Annotated in this window: 14 protein-coding genes and 1 pseudogene; 12 read left to right on the top strand and 3 right to left on the bottom strand. The window is 51.0% G+C overall.

All coding sequences use genetic code 11. The features are described from left to right. The 9 genes and pseudogenes from AC5L4R_RS04070 to AC5L4R_RS04110 all read left to right on the top strand — a co-directional run. Window positions 1-114, top strand: a pseudogene (locus AC5L4R_RS04070) (IS5/IS1182 family transposase); the annotation flags it as partial. A 306-nt stretch (window positions 115-420) separates the two neighbouring features. Next, on the top strand, window positions 421-1,347 hold the full coding sequence (locus tag AC5L4R_RS04075) for a hydrogen peroxide-inducible genes activator (protein WP_494472802.1): 927 nt from the start codon (window positions 421-423) through the stop codon (window positions 1,345-1,347). A 601-nt stretch (window positions 1,348-1,948) separates the two neighbouring features. Next, window positions 1,949-3,292, top strand: coding sequence for an exonuclease SbcCD subunit D C-terminal domain-containing protein (locus AC5L4R_RS04080; protein WP_494472803.1), 1,344 nt, complete (start codon window positions 1,949-1,951; stop codon window positions 3,290-3,292). 44 nt (window positions 3,293-3,336) lie between these two features. Further along, the gene (locus AC5L4R_RS04085) at window positions 3,337-7,071 is read left to right on the top strand and encodes an AAA family ATPase (protein ID WP_494472804.1); all 3,735 of its coding nucleotides are present in this window, start codon (window positions 3,337-3,339) and stop codon (window positions 7,069-7,071) included. A gap of 137 nt (window positions 7,072-7,208) precedes the next feature. Beyond that, entirely contained in the window at window positions 7,209-7,886 is a 678-nt protein-coding gene (gene coq7 / locus AC5L4R_RS04090) for a 2-polyprenyl-3-methyl-6-methoxy-1,4-benzoquinone monooxygenase (protein ID WP_067237785.1), read from the top strand. A 349-nt stretch (window positions 7,887-8,235) separates the two neighbouring features. Further along, window positions 8,236-9,378, top strand: a complete 1,143-nt coding sequence (gene potA / locus AC5L4R_RS04095) for a spermidine/putrescine ABC transporter ATP-binding protein PotA (RefSeq protein ID WP_067056090.1) — start codon at window positions 8,236-8,238, stop codon at window positions 9,376-9,378. Continuing rightward, window positions 9,371-10,279 (top strand): spermidine/putrescine ABC transporter permease PotB, encoded by a 909-nt coding sequence (potB, locus tag AC5L4R_RS04100; protein ID WP_067237708.1) that lies wholly within the window; start codon window positions 9,371-9,373, stop codon window positions 10,277-10,279. The genes potA and potB overlap by 8 nt, the downstream gene beginning before the upstream one ends. 15 nt (window positions 10,280-10,294) lie before the next feature. After that, window positions 10,295-11,071, top strand: coding sequence for a spermidine/putrescine ABC transporter permease PotC (gene potC / locus AC5L4R_RS04105; protein ID WP_395146651.1), 777 nt, complete (start codon window positions 10,295-10,297; stop codon window positions 11,069-11,071). A gap of 22 nt (window positions 11,072-11,093) precedes the next feature. Beyond that, on the top strand, window positions 11,094-12,251 hold the full coding sequence (locus AC5L4R_RS04110) for an ABC transporter substrate-binding protein (protein WP_067237702.1): 1,158 nt from the start codon (window positions 11,094-11,096) through the stop codon (window positions 12,249-12,251). On the opposite strand, the gene AC5L4R_RS04115 is transcribed toward AC5L4R_RS04110, so the two are convergent. Continuing rightward, window positions 12,234-12,395, bottom strand: coding sequence for a hypothetical protein (locus AC5L4R_RS04115; RefSeq protein WP_494472805.1), 162 nt, complete (start codon window positions 12,393-12,395; stop codon window positions 12,234-12,236). The two genes, AC5L4R_RS04110 and AC5L4R_RS04115, sit on opposite strands and share 18 nt — an antisense overlap. A gap of 78 nt (window positions 12,396-12,473) precedes the next feature. Here AC5L4R_RS04115 and AC5L4R_RS04120 point away from each other — a divergent pair, with 78 nt between their 5' ends. Together AC5L4R_RS04120 and AC5L4R_RS04125 are read left to right on the top strand one after the other, a co-directional pair. Next, window positions 12,474-13,088, top strand: a complete 615-nt coding sequence (locus AC5L4R_RS04120; protein ID WP_395146462.1) for an IS607 family transposase — start codon at window positions 12,474-12,476, stop codon at window positions 13,086-13,088. Next, window positions 13,085-14,242 carry an RNA-guided endonuclease InsQ/TnpB family protein gene (locus tag AC5L4R_RS04125; RefSeq protein ID WP_494472806.1) on the top strand — a complete coding sequence of 386 codons (1,158 nt, stop codon included), beginning with the start codon at window positions 13,085-13,087 and terminating at the stop codon, window positions 14,240-14,242. The genes AC5L4R_RS04120 and AC5L4R_RS04125 overlap by 4 nt, the downstream gene beginning before the upstream one ends. Before the next feature lie 203 nt (window positions 14,243-14,445). Here the strand turns inward: AC5L4R_RS04125 and AC5L4R_RS04130 are convergent, their stop codons facing one another. Continuing rightward, on the bottom strand, window positions 14,446-15,729 hold the full coding sequence (locus AC5L4R_RS04130; protein WP_494472807.1) for an McrC family protein: 1,284 nt from the start codon (window positions 15,727-15,729) through the stop codon (window positions 14,446-14,448). A 3-nt stretch (window positions 15,730-15,732) separates the two neighbouring features. Beyond that, entirely contained in the window at window positions 15,733-17,187 is a 1,455-nt protein-coding gene (locus AC5L4R_RS04135) for an McrB family protein (RefSeq protein ID WP_494472808.1), read from the bottom strand. 164 nt (window positions 17,188-17,351) lie between these two features. Here AC5L4R_RS04135 and AC5L4R_RS04140 point away from each other — a divergent pair, with 164 nt between their 5' ends. Continuing rightward, window positions 17,352-18,713, top strand: coding sequence for an MFS transporter (locus AC5L4R_RS04140; protein WP_494472868.1), 1,362 nt, complete (start codon window positions 17,352-17,354; stop codon window positions 18,711-18,713). Window positions 18,714-18,747: the final 34 nt, after the last annotated feature.

An 18,747-nucleotide genomic window follows, 5' to 3' on the forward strand; every position in this document is an offset into this window, starting at 1 on the left:
AATAAGGCTCGTCACCTTGGGTTAATGCAATTTCATACCAGTACTTTGCTTGCTAGCATAGTGCATAATTTAAAAACTGCCCTAGGCTTGAAGCGAAAATATGGGGTCGCTTAGGGTTATTGTGTCTGTTGGTTGGTAAAACTAGCCAATAGACGTTAATTTACGGCAATTTAGGAGGCTTTTATGCCAATTCGGTGACTTTTTTCGCTTCTTTAACACCAATTCCTGTTTTTAGTTGAGTTTGAAATTGGTGTCGAGAGATGGTCGCTGGTTTGTGCAAAGGTCTCCTAAATGTGTTTGGGCGGATTATTTAGCGGTTAATTCTGATTTTGCGCCCAATCGTCTTATGATAACCTTTTGACAAAAAGCACTTGCCGTGATTGACAAGGACGGCTGGGCGCGTAAGGAATGATACGGCAGATGATTACGTTACGACAATTGGAATTTGCGCTGGCGGTGGCGAAGTATAAGCATTTTAAACGCGCGGCAGAGGCGTGTAGTATTTCGCAATCGGCGTTGAGTCTTGGTATTGCTGAGCTTGAAAAACAGCTTGATACGCAGATTTTTGAGCGCAATAACAAACAGGTGCTGATCACGCCGATTGGTGAGGAGATTTTGGCACGGGCGCAGCGTGTGTTCTCTGAGGTCAATGACTTGGTGACGCGTGCGCAAAGCCACCAAAGCCCCCTTGCCTATCCCATGACGATAGGCATGATTCCAACGATTGCGCCGTTTTTGTTGCCCAAAGTCTTGCCCGATTTACGCGCGCAATTTCCTGATTTTAAGCTGACGGTGGTCGAAGAGCAGACCGAACGCCTGCTGGATAAGGTGCGTTATGGGGTGATTGATACGGCGATTATCGCGTTGCCCTATGCCACCGATGGGTTATTGACGTTTGAGTTTTGGGCAGAGAATTTTTTGGCGGTGGTCGCGCCCAATGACAGCCGTGCGGTGCTGCCTGAGCTTGACAGTGAGCATTTGTTGGATAGTCCGCTGTTGCTGCTTGGTGAGGGGCATTGCTTGACTGATCACGCGCTGGCGGTGTGCCATGTGGATAAGCGCCGTATGCGCGAGGCGTTTAGCGATGCCAGTTTGACGACGCTGATTCAGATGGCGCTAAGCGGCATGGGGACGACGCTGGTGCCTGAGCTTGCGCGTCAGCAGATTCACCAACAAAACCCAAATGTGGCGTTGATTCCGCTGGCTGAGCCTGGCCCGCATCGACGGTTGGCGTTTGTCACCAGGCTTAATTATGCGCGTGTGGATGATATCAGTTTGCTGGGCAATCGGTTTGCCGAGACGTTAAAACAAGACCAAGCGCGCAAGCAGGCGCAAACGGTGGCATAGCGTTTGGCAGCTTGTGTCAATTTTTTACTTGACTTCCTCCCCTCCCTATCGTTCGGGGATTCCTTCTGCAAGACGGTTAGACCTGCCGCAAACCTAAGACAATGGCAACCGCCCGTACGACACACCGTACATCTTAGGTTCTTATTTTAAGCTAATCCTACCGTTAGGATTGTCATAGACACGAATTAGCTTAAGTGTGTGTTTGAAAACGTCTTACCAGTTAAGTTACTGCGTACTCGCAATTTAGTCTTAACTTAACTGTGGAATGTAAGACATTGAATATAGTGAGATGAGTATAGCAAAACTTATCACATTTAACAATTGCCTTATATCCACCGCCTGAAGTCGCAAGTTTACGGCAACGAATGATAAACCGCCAGCCAAATCGCTAAAGCTTGGCGGTTTTTTGTTGGCGGGCGTTGGGCTGTCTATGCTGTCTGGGGCAAATTTGCGTGATTTGCGAAGACGTTTTTAATCATTGCACTTTTTTTGGCAACGCGCTAGGATGAGCGACATAGATGAGAGGCACTAAGCGTCTATTTTTGCTATGTTTTATTTTGCTATATGGTATTTTTAAACGATTTGTGAGGATGTCACCGCTATGCTCAGTTTGTTACACACGTCTGATTGGCATTTGGGGCGGCGGCTGCATGGCATGGCGCGTTATGCTGAGTTTGAGCGGTTTTTGGCGTGGCAGGTGGCGGCGTTACGTGCGCAAGCCATTGATGTGCTGCTGATTGCGGGTGATATTTTTGACACCATGACCCCAAGCGCGCGTGCACAGGCATTGTATTACAATTTTTTGGTGCAGGCGGCGCAGATTTGCCGCCATGTGGTGGTGGTTGGCGGCAACCACGATTCGGCGAATTTTTTGAACGCGCCTAAGCCATTGCTCAAGGCGTTTGACATCCACGTCATCGGCAGTATCAGTGATACGCGCCGTGATGATTTGTTGGTGTTAAACGATTGTGATGGCGTGCCTGAGCTGATTGTGCTGGCGGTGCCGTATTTGCGCGACCGCGATATTCGCCAAGTCAGCGCAGGCGAGAGCCTAGCCGATAAGTCACAAAAACTCAAGCACGGCATTACCCAGCATTACGGCGAGATGACCGAGCTTGCCAAAGCTGAGCAGGCGCGGATTTTGGCGGCGTATGGGCGGCATGTGCCGTTGGTTGGTACGGGGCATTTATTCACGGCTGGCGGTTCGACAGGTGATGGCGTGCGAGAATTGTACGTCGGTTCATTGGCGCACGTTGGCGCGGATATATTTGACAGCGCGTTGGATTATGTTGCGCTGGGGCATCTGCATTTGCCGCAAACGGTGGCCGGGCAGGCGCGGATTCGCTACAGTGGATCACCGATAGCGATGGGGTTTGGTGAGCTCAAGCACGATAAACTGGTGCATATCGTGCGTTTTGGCGAGGCGGTGGCGCTCGATGATTTCTTGGCTCACGCGGCGGCTAACCTTACGCCAGATACGCCAAAAGATTTAGCTTTACAGCCATTTGCCCATGAACGCCTCAGCCCCACTGTGCTGCTTGAGTCGCTGCGCGTGCCTGTGTTTCAGCGGCTGGCGCGTGTTAGCGGCGATTGGCAAACGATTGCCAAGGCGTTAGAGGATTTAAAACAATCGGGCGAGGTGGTGTGGCTTGAGGTGACTTACACAGGCGATGAGGCGTTGCCCGATTTTGTCGGGCAGGTCGATGCGTTGGTGGCCGACAGCCGCTTGCTGGTGCTCAAAAAAATCAACCAAACCGAGAGCACGGCTATTTTACACGCCCAAACGCCCGATGAGTCGCTACAAGATTTGGACGTGCATGAGGTGTTTGAGCGTCGGCTGGCAGTCAGTCACACGAGTGATGCGCAAAAGGATATGCTGCGCGCGCTGTATGCCGAGGTGCTCACGCGTATGCAAGACAGCGGTACACAAATCGCGCAATCCTAAAATCCCAAACCCGTTTTTATCCACCTAAGTTAGTCCAAACTATCATGAAAATCTTGGCTTTACGCTTTCAAAATTTAAATTCATTGCGCGGTGAGTGGCAAATCGACTTTCGCCACCCAAGCTATGCCAACGACGGTATTTTTGCCATCACGGGCAAAACAGGCGCAGGTAAAAGTACGATTTTGGACGCGATTTGTTTGGCATTGTATGGCGAAACCCCACGATTGGGCGAACTATCCAAAAGCCGCAATGAGCTGATGTCGCGCCAGACGGGCGTATGTTTTAGCGAGGTGATTTTTGCCACCCAAGACGGTGAGTATATTTGTCACTGGGCACAGTGGCGTGCACACCACAAGGTGGATGGTATATTACAATCGCCCCAGCATGAGCTTGCCGAACACGGCCCAGATGGCAAGGGCAACGTCATTGAGCACCAAACACGCAAGGTCAAAAACGCGGTTGTTGCGCTGACGGGACTGGATTTTGAACGTTTTACGCGCTCGATGTTGTTGGCGCAAGGCAGTTTTGCCAAGTTTTTGCAGGCCAATGCCGATGAACGCTCACCGCTGCTTGAGCGTATCACAGGCACGACGATTTATGCCGATATTTCTGTCAAGGTGCATGAGCTTAAACGCGAGCGCGAACAGGCGTTGGCGCGTTTAAAGGATAATCTACAGGGTTTACAGCTACTTGACGCGGATAAACTGGCGGCACTAAACGCGCAAGCGACCAGGTTGGACGCTGAGCTCACCGCCAACCAGCAAGCCATCCAACAGCTACAGACCGCCGAACAACGCCAAAAAAATCTGGATACCTTGCGCCACAATTTACACGCGTATCAAACGCAGCTTGCGGACATTCAAAACCAAATCCATGACTTTGCACCCAGCCAGCGCAAACTACAACGCGCCAAGCAAGCGTTGGAGTTGGCAGGCGACTACCGCGCGCTGCAGCTTGCCCGCACACGCCACCAGCGCACACAAGCCGAGCACGCCGCCTTAAGCGACCAACGCCCTGCCTGCCAAGCCGCCGCCCACCACGCCCAAACGCAGACCGCTGAGCATCTAGCCAGTTATCAGCAGCGCGATCAAGCATGGCGCGACGCACAGCCCATGCTCAACCGTGTGCGCGAGCAAGACGCGACTTTGCGCCAATTAATCAGCCAGCAACAAGATCGCCAACGCGCACAAAACGAGCAAAACAGCCATTTACAACAGCTAAACCACACCCTACACCAACAACAAGCCAACTACACGCACGCATGCCAAACTGAACAAACCCTAGCCGAGCGTTTAGCCCAGCCCATTTGGCAAAATTTGTCGCAAACCATCACCCGTGTAGAAGGTCTCGCCGCCAATTTGGCAGATATCGAAACGCGCTATAGCAACGCACAAACCGACCAACACCGTCTAGCCGAAGCCGAGCGCGACAATATCAACCAACAACGCCAATTAAACGCCAAGCTGACCGAATTAAACGCCAAACTCGCCACCCAACAGACGCATGTAAACAATACGCAGCAGCTCATGGCAACGCTACTGGCAGATAGCAGCCGCAGCGATTGGCAGCAACGCCATACCCAACTGACGCGCCTTGAACAAGCCTTGCAGCGCCTTGACGAGGTACAAACCCAAGCCCGAGCCAACCAAAACGCGCAGCAGCAACTTCACAGCAGATACGCTACCTTGCAACAAACATTGGCCCAGCTTGCTACCGATATTGACACGCAAACTCGCGAGCAACAGCACACCAATGCGCGCGTTACACTACTCAATGACAACTTAAAACTGCTGTATAAAATCGCTGATTTACAAAGTGAACGCACCCATTTGATAGACGGCGAGCCTTGTCCCTTGTGCGGTGCGACCACACACCCGTACGCCAGCCATCAGCCTGCCGCGCCAAACACTACCGAGCAGCAGCTTAGCCACGCACAAGCCGAGCTTGCCAGCATCACCCAAGCGCTTGAACAGCTGCGCCTACAGCAAGCGCGCGAACAGCAAAATCAGCAGCAAATCACCGACCAATTAGCCAACTACGCGCACGAACAACAGCACATTGCCGCCAAACTGACCGATTTATACGCCAGCATTGGCACGTTAGATACCGATAACCATTATCAACATCTGACCGACAGCACACGCACCAACGCCGCCTTACAAGACGTACAGCGCATGCTTGCTGCAACACAAACCCGTTTAGATAATATCGAACGCGCCGAGCAGCAGCTTGAACAGGCGTCCACCGCCCACCAAACCCTACAACAAGCCGTGCAAGCCTGCCAAAATCAGCATCATCTATTGGCGCACCGACAGCAATCGTTAGCAGAACAACTTGCCGATCACCATGACCGTCTAAACGATCTGACCAAACAGCTTAACCGCGTACAACGCGAAATCAGCACCCAACTTGCGCCGTATCAAACCCTAACCGTGCCGCCGTTTGACCTTACGCAGCCCATCAGCAGCCGATCACTAACCAAGATACGCCACAGCCTAGATACGCTACAAAACCAAATTCATGCCGACCAGCAGCAGCTGAGCACCAACCAACAGCGCAAAGCCGAGCTTGAGCAAACCTTGACACGTTTGACCGCCGAGCAAACCAGCCTACAGACCCATTTGGCACAAGCCGAACAAGACCTGCAAAACTTACAGCGTCATATTGCACAACAACACGCCCAGCGACACGCACTATTTGGTGACAAAAACCCCGATACCTACGCTGAGACATTAAGCAAAAACCGCCATACCGCGCTGGATAATTGGCAAACTGCCCAACAAACACAAACTGATGCCGCGCACGCGCTACAAACCCTCAATGCCGATATTGCCCGACTTGCCAGCCAGTTGATTGATGACCAACACGACATGCAACAGCAGACCACTGCCCTGCATACGCGTTGGGCACAAGTTGGCTTTGTCGATGAAGCCGACTATCAAGCCGCCACATTAAGCGAAGCCGAGCGCACGATGCTACAGCAAACTGCCGATGCGCTTGCCCAAACGCTTGTACAAACCCAAAGCAAGCAGCGCGAAACGCAAGAGCGTTTAACCGTGCTTGAGCAATCATCGGTCGCACCCGAACTTGCTGCGCTGTCTGCTCAAGCATTGGGCGAACGCCTTGCCCAAACCACTGCCGAGCAACAAACCTTGAGCGAGCAACGCGGCAGCGTACGCCAACAGCTCACCCAACAACGCCAACGCCAAGACCAACAACGCGGTCTATTAGACACCATCGCCGCTGCCGAAGCCGAATACCGCGACTGGCAACTGCTGCACGACCTCATCGGCTCCAATGATGGCAAAAAATTCCGCAACTTTGCCCAAAACCTGACCTTAAATGTCGTCGTACACAACGCCAATCGCCAGCTTGCCAAAATGTCTGACCGCTATTTATTGATTACTGCCCCCGATGAGTCCTTGATGCTCAACGTGATCGATAAATACCAAGGCGGTGAGCAGCGCACAAGCAAAAACCTATCGGGCGGTGAAAGCTTTATCATCAGCCTAGCCTTGGCGCTGGGGCTATCGCATCTGGTCGGCGAGCACATCCGCGTGGATTCGTTGTTCTTAGATGAAGGCTTTGGCACGTTGGATGAAGACGCGCTTGACATCGCGCTTGATACCCTAACCAGTCTGCACGAGGCAGGCAAGTTTATTGGTGTGATCTCACACGTGACCGCGCTTAAAGACCGCATCGCCAACCAAATTCAAGTTATCCCCACAAGTGGCGGTATCAGTCAAATCAAGGGCAATGGCGTGCAACGGCTTGGCTAAAACGTGGCTTGTCGCCAGCGTGGTGTGCCATTGGGCGGTACAAAATCGCGCATTGTTTGACCGTTGGCGATTTGCTATACTCAAGACCAACGAGGCGTTTTTATCATGTTAATAAATTTAATTTAATGTTAAAAAATATGGCTACCCAACCCAATTCTGTGACCGCTTGGGCGCACGATCGCCCGCAATCGCTGCTTGAACGCGGTATCGTGAGCTTTGACCGCGCCCTGCGTGCCATCGTACCCAACAGTAACCCAAGCACACGCCCACTGCCCGTGCAAAACAATCACTTGCCCAAACTTTCGGTACAAGAGGCGCGTCACGTAGCAGGCTTGATGCGCGTTAATCACACAGGCGAAGTATGTGCCCAAGGCTTATATCACGGGCAAGCCTTGACCGCCAAAAACGACGCCGTCAAACAAGCCATGCAACAATCAGCGCAAGAAGAAGTCGATCATTTGGTATGGTGTGAGACACGCCTACAAGAATTGGGCAGCCATCCCAGCGTGTTCACGCCTGTGTGGTATGGACTGTCGTTTGGTATTGGCGCATTGGCAGGCGTGATTTCTAATGAATTTAGTCTAGGCTTTGTTGCCGAAACCGAAACACAGGTCAGTGAGCATTTAAACGAGCATATCGGTAGCTTGCCACCGCAAGATGACCGCAGCGCGCAGATTTTGGCACAAATGGACGTTGAAGAATTGCATCACCGCGACAAAGCCATGGCAGCAGGTGCGTCCAATTTGGCACCGCCTGTACGAGCAGGTATGCGCTTTTTGGCAAATTGCATGAAAAAAACCGCGTATTACGTATAAATTTTTTGACTAAGGTGTATTCCTAATCACGCATTTTTTGACAAAACGGCTGTCTTGACCGCTGACGCATGCCAGCGGTTTTTGTTTAATCCTCTGATTTGCTTGCCTGTGTGATCGATTACAGTAATTTTTCAGCAAAAAATCAAAATTTGTCATTACATGGCGGCAAAAAATCGTTATACTGTGCGCATTTTTTAGCCCGTTTAAACCCATGATCGTTTAAACCACGGATGACCTGCGCGTCATGATTTAGGGGTGATATCCCAAAAAATTTTTGCCTGTTGTGTGCTTGTGTTGCCCCATGGCAGCCTGCGCCACGACTCCGTTAGCCTTTAGTGAGATTGCGCCTATGGCTACCCCAACCGCTCCAACCGCTCCTGCCAGCACGCCGCTGCTGCGTATCCAAAACCTAAGCAAAGCCTATGGCGATAATCCGATTTTACAAGGCATCAACCTTGATATTTATCATGGTGAATTTTTGACCTTGCTTGGCCCGTCAGGCTGCGGTAAAACCACGTTGCTGCGTTTGATTGGCGGCTTTGAGATGCCTGATGGCGGACGGCTTGAGCTTGATGGCGTGGATATTGCCATGCTGCCTGCCGAAAAACGTCCGATTAATACGGTGTTTCAGCAGTATGCGCTGTTTCCACACATGACGGTGTATGACAATGTGGCGTATGGCTTGAAGCTTAAAAAAGTGCCCAAAGCAGAGATTGACCAACGCGTTCGTGAGGCGTTGGCAATGGTGCAGCTTGAGCACACGTTGGCGCGTAAGCCGCAAGATTTGTCAGGCGGACAACAACAGCGTATTGCGATTGCGCGCGCGGTGGTCAATCGCCCTAAGCTGCTGCTACTTGATGAGCCGTTATCGGCGCTTGATGCCAAGCTGCGCGTGCAAATGCAGTCTGAGCTTAAACGTTTGCAGCGTGAGCTGGGTATCACGTTTGTGTTTGTGACCCACGACCAAGAAGAAGCATTGTCGATGTCGGATCGTATCGCGCTGATGAAAGGCGGTGTGTTTCAGCAGATTGATACGCCGATTGGGATTTATGAAAGCCCTGCCAATTTGTTTACGGCAAGTTTTATTGGCGAAACCAATTTGTTCAAAGCACAGGTGCTCGCGGTGACTGACAGTCATATTCGCGTACAAGTTGCCGAACAAGCCCAAAATACGCCAGAGTTTAGCATGGTGCGCGAGCTGCCTAAGCCCAAATTTGCTGTACAAGTTGGGCAAACGGTGAATTTGCTGCTGCGCCCTGAGGATATTCGCGTGTATTATACCTACGAGGGACATGGCGGATTGGTCGGGCATGTGGTGGATAGTTCGTACAAAGGCAGTACACTTGATTCGGTCATTGCGCTAAATAATGGTACCATGGTCAAAGCGTCCGAGTATTTTAACGAAGATGACCCGAATTTTAACTACAAACTTGGGCAAGAGGTGCGCGTAGATTGGGTTGATGGTTGGGAGTGGATTTTGCCTGATGAATAAACCAGCTACTATCCCTGCTCCAACCGCTAACCGCCGCGCGCCTGAACGCGCCACCTTTCGCCGCGCCACCTTGGCGGTGATTTGGACGTGGTTGGTCGTGTTCGCGCTGCTGCCAAATTTAATTGTCATTGCGGCAAGTTTTTTGAGCCGTGATGAAGATAAGTTTTTGGCATTGCCTGTCACGTTGGCAAGCTATGCGCGTCTGCTTGATCCGCTGTATGTCAAGGTGTTTTTGCATTCACTGTCAATGGCGGCGATCACAACGATTATTTGCTTGTTGCTTGGCTATCCGTTTGCTTGGCTCGTCAGCCGCGCCAAGGCGCGCGTGCAGCCGCTGTTGATGCTGCTGCTTGTGATTCCGTTTTGGACAAATTCACTGGTACGTCTGTATGCGGTCAAGCTGATTTTGGCGGCAAATGGGCTGTTAAGCAGTGCGCTGATTAGCTTAGGCTTGATTCATGAGCCGCTGCAGATTTTATACACCCAAAAGGCGGTGATTGGCGGTTTGGTGTATTTGCTATTGCCGTTTATGATTTTGCCGCTGTATGCGGTGTTTACCGATTTGCGCGCGGATATGGTATTGGCGTCTAAGGATTTGGGCGCAAATCGCTGGCAGACATTTTGGCATGTGATTTTGCCTTTGACAACGCCTGGCATTATTTCAGGCGTGTTATTGGTGCTATTGCCTGCGATGGGTATGTTTTATGTCGCTGATATTTTGGGCGGCTCGCGTAACTTGTTGGTCGGTAATATCATCAAGGCGCAATTTTTGGATGCGCGTGACTGGCCATTTGGCGCGGCGGCAAGTGTGCTGCTAACGATTGCGATGGCGGTGCTGGTGCTGGCATATCGCGTGAGTAGCCAGCGCATTGGCAAGACTGATTATAACGAATTGGCATAACGGCAAGGGGGAAGCATGGGGGCTACAGCAAAGTGGCTAGCACGGGCGTATCTTACCGCCATTTATGCCATGTTGTTTGCGCCAATTGTAGTGATGGTGGTGTTTTCGTTTAACGCCTCAAAGGTCGGTTATCAATGGGGCGGTATCAGCTTAGACTGGTATCGGGCATTGCTTGACAATGCTGCGATGATGCAAGCGGCGTGGCATTCGGTGCTGTTGGCGGTGGTGGCCGCGACGCTGACCACGGCGATTGGTGGCTTAACGGCGATGTCATTGCAGCGTTATGATTTTCGCGGTAAATCACTGCTACAAGGCTTGTTGTTTGTGCTGATGATGTCACCTGAGATTGTGTTGGCGATCTCGCTGTTGGCGTTGTTTTTGATCTTGGGTTGGCAACTGGGTTTTGTCACTTTGTTGATCGCGCATATCACGTTTTGCCTGCCGTTTGTGGTCATCACGGTGTCGGCACGGCTGGCAAGCCTTGACAACCGTTTGCTTGAAGCAGCGCGCGATTTGGGGGCCAGTGAGTGGACGATGATCCGCACGGTGCTTATTCCGATTGTCTTGCCTGCCATTTTGGCAGGTTGGGTGTTGGCATTTACGTTGTCATTGGATGATGTGGTGGTATCAACGTTTGTCACTGGGCCAGATTTTGAGATTTTGCCCTTGCAGATTTATTCGATGGTGCGCGTCGGGGTCAAGCCTGAAGTCAATGCAATAGGTACAATTTTGTTGGTGATTTCATTGATTGGGCTTGCGGTATCACAGCTATTGTTGTTAAAAAAACGTTAAAACTGGGCGAGGAGATTTTATTATGGTAAAACCGCTGACCAATCCTGCCCGCCGACGTTTTTTGGGCAACGCAGCGCGGCTAGCAGGCGCGGCTAGCTTGGCAAGTGTTGGGGGTTTGGGCGTGGCAAATTTGCTTGGCTGTCAAGCAAAACCGCAATCAACCGATACAGAGGCAAGCACGACCGCCAATACTCGTGGGCGGCGCGTGGTCAATGTCTATAACTGGACAGAATATATCGCCGATGAGGTGCTCAAAGCCTTTACCGCTGAAACGGGCATTGAGGTGATTTATAGCACGTTTGACTCCAACGAAGCGATGTACGCCAAGCTTAAGCTGATGAACGGTAGCGGCGAGTATGATGTGGCGTTCCCTGGTACGGATTTTGTCGATAAAATGCGCAAAGAGGCGATGCTCGAGCCACTTGACCATAGCCTATTGCCAAATTTTAAATATCTATCTGACACCTTTACTGATGTCGGGTTCGACCCCAAAAACCGCTTTAGCATGCCGTATTTATGGGGTTCATCGGGTATTGCTGTTAATACCCAACGCATTGATAAATCAACGATTAACAAATGGGATGACCTGTGGCGACCTCAATACCGTGGGCGCGTCATGATGATGAATGACTTGCGCGACGTGTTTGCCATGGCACTTTTGACCCTAGGCTATCCAACCAGTACGCGCGACCCCGAGCAGATCCGCCAAGCTTATGAAAAGCTCAAAGCCTTGATGCCAAACGTGCGCACGTTTAATTCCGACGCGCCGCGTATGCCGTTTATGGAAGGCGAGACGTATTTGGGCTTGGCATGGAACGGCGAGGTAGTGATGGCGCAAGACCAAGGCATGCCTGAGCTGGATTTTATCTATCCTGCCGAAGGCGCGGTGATGTGGATGGATAACATGGTTATCCCCAAAAACGCCAAAAACCGCGCCAACGCCCACGCGTTTATCGACTTTTTGATGCGCCCCAAAAACTCTGCCATCATCAGTCAGGCAATTGGCTATGCCACGCCCAACGAGGCGGCGCGTCAGCTGATGCCGCCTGAGATTGCCAATAACCCAATCATCTACCCACCACCCACCGAACTACAACACGCGCTGTTTCGTGAGGATGTTGGTGACCAAACCATGGCATTGTATCAACGCTATTGGGACAGGTTAAAGGTGGATATGTAAGCGCGACATCAAACGTCGCTCCAAGCTCTGTAGTTTGGGGCGCACGGATGTTGAATACATCACCGCCCCACCTATCACACCAATCACACAACCCAATGCAGTATCCCAAAACCGTGCCATGATGATAACTTCGTGCGCTGCCATCGAGGTATTAACCAGTGGGTTATTGGGGTTACTAACTTTTTATTTAAATCTACCTAAATCTATGCAATAATACCTATTATGAATAGATTAATAAGTATCAATCAAGCTTCACAGCAGTTAGGCGTGTCTATCTCAACCTTGCGCAGATGGGACGAAACAGGCGTACTTGTCGCAGAACGCACCCCAAAAGGGCATAGACGTTACGACATCAGCAAAATCAACCCTAACTTACTCCACGGCATGGGCGATAAAGACCGCAAAACCATAGCTTATGCTCGTGTATCAAGCCACGACCAAAAAGAAGACCTACACCGTCAAATTCAAGTCTTAGAAATGTACTGTGCCAAACAAGGTTGGACGTATGAAATTATCAACGACTTAGGTAGTGGCATGAACTACCACAAAAAAGGCTTAAAACAGCTACTTGATGGCATACTTGAGAACCAAATAGGGCGATTGGTACTTACCCACAAAGACCGTCTATTGCGCTTTGGAGCAGAACTTATCTTTGCCCTATGTGAAGCAAGAAACGTGGAAATAGTCATCATCAATCAAAGTGAAAACCCATCCTTTGAAGAAGAACTCGCCCAAGACGTACTCGAAATTATCACCGTATTTAGTGCTAGACTTTACGGCTCACGCAGTAAAAAAAATAAAAAACTACTCGAAGCTGTCAAAGAGGTTTTAGAATGACCGTCATTCGTGGACACATCATTCGACTTGACCCAACAGACAAACAAGCCACCTACTTTGCTAAGGCTTGCGGTGTCGCTCGCCTTGCCTATAACTGGGCATTGGCAGAATGGCAAAACCAATATCAAGCGGATAAGACCTACCGTGACGACTGCCTAGCAAACGGTATTGAAATTGACATCACCAAACTAAACAAACCATCACAAGGCAGCTTGCGTAAACAGCTGAACGCCATCAAACGCACCCAGTTTCCCTTTATGTTAGAAGTTACCAAATGTAGCCCACAGCTTGCCATTATGCAGTTAGGGGACGCATTTAAACGCTTTTTTAAAGGCGAAGCCAAATACCCACAATTTCGTAAAAAAGGCGTTGATGATAGATTTAGCCTATCCAACGACCAATTCAGAATAGACCAAAACCGCATAAAAATTCCCAAGCTCGGTTGGGTGAAAATGCGTGAAAACTTACGTCATACTGGAAAGATCCTATCTGCCAAAGTATTTAAGCGTGGCGAAAACTGGTTTGTCAGTATCGCAGTTGAACTTAAAACTATCACAAACCATTTACCAAAAACAGGTAAAGCAGTTGGCATAGACTTAGGCATTACCGACTTAGCCGTGTTATCAGACGGCACAAAAATCCAAGCACCCAAACCGCTTAAACAGCAATTGCAAAAACTCAAACGCCTAAGCAAACAACTGAGCCGTAAACAAAAAGGTAATAACAATCGTGCCAAAGCGAAAGCCAAGCTATCACGATTACACGCCAAAATCAGCAACATACGCCAAGATTTTAGCCACAAACTCACCACACAGCTTGTTAAAAGCTATGATGTGATTTGTATTGAAAATCTGAACGTAAAAGGCATGGTGCAAAACCGTAAATTAAGCCGTGCGATTAGTGATTTAGGCTTTTACGAGTTTAAACGCCAACTGATTTACAAGGCAAACCAGTGGGGCAAAGTCGTTAAAGAAGTGGATAGATTTTATCCCTCAAGTAAAACCTGCTCAAATTGTGGCTTTATCATAGCTAAAGCGGATTTGACCTTGAATGTGCGTAACTGGCAATGCCCTAGCTGTCATACCCAGCATGACCGTGACATAAACGCCAGTATCAATATTTTAAACAATGCAACAAAAGTTTTAACTGTCTAGGCAGTTAATAAGGCGGTGAGTTCCACCGTGTCAGTCTATGGAGTTGATGTAAGACTTTAGCCCAATGGCGAGAGCAAACAACGGTGAAGTAGAAAGAAAACGCTAATTTTGCCATTTGGTAGATTTAGGTAGGTTTTTCGGAACGGCATTCCTTGACGCATGGATGAAGACAACTGTTTGGCAAACTTCCATACAAAATCCGCCTAGCAACACAACAACGCATCATCAGGCGGTATAGCTAGATTTTCATTGAGCACGCAAAACGGCACGCGCCATAGCGTTGAGGCACGCGGTTGGTTGAGGACAACCTGCACCGCTGTCGCTTGTGTGTCCAACGTCGGATAAACCAGCCACGCTTGCCGTGCTGCCAGCCTATCAGCATACGCCAATATTTGGTATAAATCCGCCAAGCGCACATCCGCCAACGTCGCCACGGTTTTCCACTTGATATCCAGCACCGTCACCGCGTCGCCACAGCGTAGCACCGCGTCGGGTTGGATGGTGAGCGGTTTTTTATCCGCCTCATAAGCAAACGCATATTTACGCTTGGTATCAAGCGTGGCATTGGCAGACAGTTTTGCCGCCAGCAGCGCGCTGACCCAGTGTTCAAACGCAGTGTTCATGTTAAACAGCAACGTCGGTTGCCAAGCTGTGCCATAGCTTGCACCCAGCTGCGCTGCGCCTAGCACGTGATGGCAAAAATGTAATAAGCGCTGATTGGCACGGGCAACCGCGGCAGGCAAGGTGGTCAATTCGTGTCCAGCGTGCTGCCACAGCGCGTCGTATTGTGCCACTTGGGCAACGGGCAAGCTGTGCCAAGTCAGCGGCAAAACAGGCAGCGGATTTGCCCCACGCACCATGCCGAGCAAACGCTGATACGCGGTTTTGACCAACCGATTGCACGCCGTGTCCGCACTGTGTTGGTCAATGTGCTGATAAAACCGCGTTGGCTGATGCACATTGTGGCGCAACTGCTCACGCAGCAGCAGCTTGCCTTGCAAGGCATGGGCGTTGTGCTCGTGGGTTTGGTAGCGTTGGTTGGGCGTGTAATGTCGCCAAAGCTGGCTAAACACATGACACAACCACACCAACAGCCAAGTGTCTGACCCATCGGGCGGCGCTGATGGCGCGATGGGTTGCTGTGTGGCAAGCGTCGGTACATGCTTGACAGGCAGCCCCCATACCCGCGCCAGCATGGTCGCCAGCCATTGCCGCGTTTGGTGTGTCATTGCACAGGCTGTATCTGCCCCAAACTGTCGCACGATTTTGGGCAAAACCTCCAGCGTTGCGCCACTGGGCAAGCCAATCACGCCAAGATACGCCCCGACTTTTATCTGCCACACACCGCTTTTACGCGCTATGCCAAACAGTTCTAACGACTGCTCAAGCAGCCAATCAAAGTCACGCCCATCGGCAAAATCGGCACGGGTCAAAACTTGGTGCTCAAAACACACCAACGTTGGTGGAGCATGGGTTAGCGCAGGCATAGCTTAGTCATCGGCATACATCGCTTGATAAGTCGCCGCCTCATACAAAGCGGCCAAATGCATGCGAAAACGCGCGGCATTGGGTGTAGATAGGTAGCCAAAGCCTGCAGCTTGGCTAGATGCGCTTGGCAACAGCTCAACGATTTGACCGCCCAAAATCGCGTGTAACAGCTCGCCTTGCTGCCCACAAACGTGGAGCAACTGCGGAATAATCGTTTGGCTAAACGCCGTTGCCAACGTCGCCATATCGTGGACTTGCCACAAAAAACTGTGCCCCAATAGGCTGTCTGCGCCCAATATTTGACTGATTTTGGCATTTAACGCCATCAACAAGCGCGACAAATCAACCTCTGATCCATCCGCTGCCGTCACCGTCCCCAATAGCTGCGGTTGTGGCAGGCAAGTCACAAACCGAAACCGCCGCCGCAATGCCAAATCCAGCGGTGCTAGCGTGTGGTCTTGCGTGTTCATGGTGGCATAGATATCCACGTTACTTGGCACACCAAACCGCTGGCCCGAATACGCCAGCTGAACTTGCATGGCATCGGGCATACCCAGCCGCTTGCTCGGCTCAATCAGGCTGAGCAGCTCACCGAACACACGCGCGACGTTGGCACGATTGATTTCATCAATCAACATGGCGTAGCGGTGCGTGGGGTCAGCGGCGGCCTCGGCGCACAGTTGCAAAAACGCGCCTGCTTGGATGTGATACGCCAGTTGTCCGCCCGTGCCGACCTGCGGACGAATACCCTCGACAAACTCGTCATAGCCGTACGCAGGGTGAAAGCTGACCAACCGAAACCGCGCAATCGTCGTCGCGCAGGCTTGCTTGAGCGTTGTTTGGTAGTCGTCAAGCTGGGTCTGTAAATCCGCCAACAGCGGCATACTCTCTGGCAACAAAAACCAATTACTGCCCGCGTCTTTGTCAAAAAACGCCTGTGCCGCGCGTTGGCTGTAGCGCACGGTGGCAGAATCTTTGCTGCTGTGGGTCATTAGCACCGACCATGCCGTGTTGGCTAAATTATTTTGCCGTTGATTTTGCGCGGCTTTGGCAACAAAAAATGGGTGACCGGTCAGCTCGGGAACTTTGAGCAAGGTTTTGCCTTGCTGCGCTTGCTGCAAAAACACCAGACACAACAGCTCACGCCAACTTAGCGTCCCCACCAGCGCATCAAGCAACGTCGCACCATCAGTAGGGGGGCGCGTTTCGCTGTAGGCGCGTGCCAACTGCTGCAACCGATGGGTCTTGCCGCTGCCTGCCACACCCGTAAAAATCACGTTGTGCGGCGCGCGCGTACCATCGCCCACGTCGAATGCCAAATTCTCTAAATCCGCTTGGGTGTGCGCTACCGCGAACCAATCAGCCGTCATAAGGTTGTCTTTGTCTTGTCCAAACTTGCCATTGTAACGCATTTTTGCCTTGTTGCGCGCGACAAGTTTGCGGGATAGCGGTGACAATATTATCCACCTTTAACCAAAAGTTGGTGCGTTCAAAAATATTTCTGATAGATATTTTTCTTGCTAATTTGTTGCAATGATTTATAGTTATTTTTTGCTAAGTACTTTGGATAAAACGTTGCAAACACGAGGTGTCAGCACGTTTGCCAAGTTTTGATAGGTTTATTATGTCGGTGACTACTTCTTCTACCCCACACACGGCGCATGACGCGCACACTGACACGCCGCGCAATGACCCGATGAAAGTCGCGATTGCGTCGATGGTCGGTACAGCGATTGAGTTTTATGATTATTATATCTATGCCACGGCAGCGGTGCTGATTTTTGACAGTCAGTTTTTTGACAAAAGTAATGCTCACGTGGCAACACTCTTGTCACTGGTGTCCATTGCATTGGCATTTATCGCGCGTCCACTGGGTTCGATTATTTTTGGGCATTTTGGCGACCGTTTGGGGCGTAAGCGCACGTTGGTTGCGTCGCTTTTGACGATGGGGCTATCTACGGTGGTGATTGGGCTGCTGCCAACGTACGCCCAAGTTGGCGTGCTCGCACCGCTTTTGCTGTGCCTGTGTCGTATCGGGCAAGGCATTGGCTTGGGCGGTGAATGGGGCGGCGCGGCATTGGTTGCCACCGAAAACGCGCCCGAGGGCAAACGCGCGTGGTACGGCACGTTTCCGCAGTTAGGCGCGCCGATTGGGCTGCTGCTTGCCAATGGGCTGTTTTTTATCCTAAGCGCGACGCTGGGCAAAGAGGCATTGGTAGAATGGGCGTGGCGGATTCCGTTTTTGCTGTCGTTCGCGCTGGTGTTGGTCGGGCTGTATGTGCGCCTAAATTTGCATGAAAGCCATGTATTTCGCGCCGCCGAGCAAGAGGGCAAAAAGGTGCAAGCGCCTGTCATGAAGGTGTTTACCCAATACTGGCGTCCGATTATTCAAGGCACGTTTGCCGCCTCGACGACGTATGTGTTGTTTTATATCATGACCGCGTTTGTGCAGGTGTATTCTAAAACACCTGTGAGCGTGTCCGCGGCAGGACACCCGACGGGGCTTGGTATCCCGTCAAATACGTTTACGGGCTTTTTGCTGCTTAGTGCGTTGGTATTTGGTTTGTTTATCAGTATTTCGGGCGTTGCCGCGGATAAAATCGGGCGCAAAACGTGGCTGCTTGCCGTGACGTTTGCCATTTTGGTGTTTGGCCTGTGTTTGCCGCTGTTTTTGACCAATGGCACACCGATGAGTGTGTTTGTCCTGCTGATGATTGGCATGGTGCTGATGGGCATGACGTTTGGCCCGATGGCAGCCTTGTTGCCCGAGCTGTTCCCAACTGAGGTGCGTTACTCAGGCGCGTCGCTGGCGTATAACTTTGCGGCGATTGTCGGCGCGTCGATTGCGACGTTGGTGGCGATTAAAATCAATGAAAATTACGGCATGTTTGGCGTGGGTGTGTATATTGCGGCCAATGCGGTGTTGTCACTGATTGCCATTGCCACCTTGCGTGAGACCAAAGACACGAATTTGATTGATTAGACCGCCTCTCCACCGCCATGGTTAGCCAAAATCC

This window comes from Faucicola sp. SE7633 (assembly GCF_059264685.1).